Below are 1631 nucleotides of genomic sequence, written 5' to 3'. Positions count from 1 at the left end.
TTGTGCTGCCCGATATGGACAGGCCCGATGATTACGAGAGCCTGCGGCTTCTTGCGCCGCACAGGGAAGCCCTGTGGCCGTGCGAGGCTGTGGAATTGCTGCGTCTGCACAAAGTGCCTGAAAAAGGCGTGCGCCACGGCAGGGCTGTGGGCGCTGTTGCCGCAGCCTTGGCAAAGGCTCTGGCGCAGGCACGGCGGGCATACCGGACGCCGAAAATGCCCCACGGTGAACAGAGACCCCTCAGCCCCGGCCTTGCTCTGGCCGGAGGACTGCTGCACGACATCTGTAAGGGAGAAAAGAGCCATGAATCGGCTGCCGGGCGTTTGCTGCGCCATTTGCGGCTGCCTGTGATGGCGCGGCTGGTGGAGGATCATCGTGATCTGAGCCTGCCGGATGATGAAGCCATCACGGAACGTGAGCTTGTCTTTCTGGCTGACAAATATTGTTATGGGGCAAGTTTTGTGCCTGTGCGGCGGCGTTTTGAGCAAAAGCTGGAAATTTTCGCTTCCGATCCGGCGGCCGTCACGGCCATCAAGGGGCGTCTTGTGCGCGCTCTTGCGCTGGAAGAGCGACTGGCGCGGGAGTTGACCTGCGGGCAGGCGTGTGGGCGGGTACACGAACGGGCGCAGTGCGGAAACTTTCCGGCAGACGTGGCCCGTGCCGCTCTGGAGCGTCTGGCGGCAGAGAAGACTGCCGGACCTGAGAAAAAGGCCGCAACGGCCTCAAGGCGGAAGTAAAAAGCCGCAGGTCTTGCCCGCCTTCCCGCGGGCTGTTACAGGGAACAAAGGAGATATCTTGATGAACGGCATGTGGCTCGTGCGGCACGGCGCTTTGCCGCCCAATCCCGAACGGCGCATTGTGGGCAACCGCGATATTCCGCTCAGTGATGCGGGGCGGGATCAGATACGGCGTCTGGCCCGCGACTTCATGCCTGCCTTGGCGGGAAGACTGGCGGCAGTGGTTAGCTCGGATCTGGGGCGCTGCCGCGAAACCACGTCCATTCTTCTGACCGGGAATGAATGGGCCGCCAGCCCGCCCATAGTGCATGCCGAACCGGGCCTGCGTGAAATAGATATGGGCCTGTGGCAGGGCCTGACCAGAGACGAGATCGAGCAGCGCTTTCCCGGTCAGTACCAGATGCGCGGCAAAAATTTTGCCCGCTTCCGGCCGGAAGGGGGCGAGAGTTTCACCTGTCTGCAGGAGCGCGCCCTTGAAGCCGTGGGGCGCTGGCGGAGGCATTATCCCGAAGGCGTTTTGCTTGTGGTGGCCCATGCGGGCGTCATACGCTCATTGCTGGCCCACTATATGGCCCTGCCGCTTGAAGAGGCGCTGAACATTCCGCAGGAATACGGCTGCCGGACGTTTGTGCCGGAATGGTGACCAGTTTGAGGAGGCGGCATGTTTAGCGGTCGCAAGACATGCAGGGCCTGCGCCGCCGCGGGTCAAAGCAAGCGCTCAGCGCAGTTGCAGTTTTACGCCTTCCTTGTCAAAAATCTGTATGCTCAGTGAGATGTACTTTTCTGCCAGCACGGGAGCGGCGACCTCGAGCGAAAGGCGGCGCAGGTCTTCAAGGCTGAAGCCGGCAAGCCAGCGGGCCGCTTCAAGTCCCGGAAGGGCCAGTTCCGCCGGAG

Annotated in this window: 2 protein-coding genes; both read left to right on the top strand. The window is 62.2% G+C overall.

Annotated elements, in window-relative coordinates:
* Positions 1 to 737: HD domain-containing protein (locus V6C16_RS12710; protein WP_333543380.1), on the top strand; the 737-nt coding region annotated here is incomplete at its 5' end.
* Positions 738 to 798: 61 nt separating this feature from the next.
* The gene (locus V6C16_RS12705) at positions 799 to 1380 is read left to right on the top strand and encodes a histidine phosphatase family protein (RefSeq protein ID WP_333543381.1); all 582 of its coding nucleotides are present in this window, start codon (positions 799 to 801) and stop codon (positions 1378 to 1380) included.
* The last annotated feature ends 251 nt before the right edge of the window (positions 1381 to 1631 follow it).

Origin of the sequence: Desulfovibrio sp. 1188_IL3213, assembly GCF_036763145.1 — a bacterium.
Lineage (GTDB): Bacteria > Desulfobacterota > Desulfovibrionia > Desulfovibrionales > Desulfovibrionaceae > Desulfovibrio.
This window is presented reverse-complemented; position numbering and strand designations above follow the sequence as displayed.

Bases quoted from the DNA above. Each gene is read 5' to 3' on its own strand.
- V6C16_RS12705 (WP_333543381.1), top strand. From the start codon at position 799: ATGAACGGCATGTGGCTCGTGCGGCACGGCGCTTTGCCGCCCAATCCC.